The sequence below is a fragment of the Arthrobacter sp. ZGTC131 genome, from assembly GCF_002929275.1.
Taxonomy (GTDB): Bacteria; Actinomycetota; Actinomycetes; order Actinomycetales; family Micrococcaceae; genus Arthrobacter.
Window position 1 is genome coordinate 1 of record NZ_PJIK01000079.1, and the last position, 601, is coordinate 601.

At 64.1% G+C, this 601-nt stretch carries 1 protein-coding gene; it reads right to left on the bottom strand.

Annotated elements, in window-relative coordinates; all coding sequences use genetic code 11:
• Positions 1-541: alcohol dehydrogenase catalytic domain-containing protein (locus CXQ90_RS21765; RefSeq protein ID WP_181038675.1), on the bottom strand; the 541-nt coding region annotated here is incomplete at its 3' end.
• Between the last annotated feature and the right edge of the window lie 60 nt (positions 542-601).

The window sequence follows — 601 nt, forward strand, 5'->3', positions numbered from 1 at the left end:
CGCCGATAGGTCCGCAACCCGTGACCAGCACACGCTTGCCGAACAGACTGCCCGCTCGCGTCGTCGCATGCAGGGTTACAGCCAGGGGCTCGGCCATGGCAGCTTCGCCGGCGGACAGTCCCGTGGCGTCGACACATTGATACGCCTCTGCCACCAGGCTTTCACGGAAAGCGCCCTGAATATGCGGGAAGGGCATGGCACTGCCGTAAAAGCGCATGTTGAGGCACTGGTTCTGCAGTCCCTCGCCGCAGTAGCGGCACTGGCCGCAGGGCCGCGAGGGCGAAACGGCCACAAGCTGCCCGATCTCGAAGCCCGAGACACCGGGCCCGATGGCCTCAACACGGGCCGAGACTTCATGGCCAAGGATCATGGGCTCCTTCAGCCGCACCGCGCCGAAGCCGCCATGGTTGTAATAGTGCAGGTCCGACCCGCAGATCCCGCCCGTCGCAAGGCTCAACCGAAGTTGGCCGGCCTGAGGCTCTTCCTCTGGACGATCTTCGATCCTGAGATCACGGGCGGCATGAATGACGATGGCTTTCATCAGAGCACCGGAGTGAGGAGGGCTTCACCGGCGAAATGCGCGGTGAGATTGTCACGGACG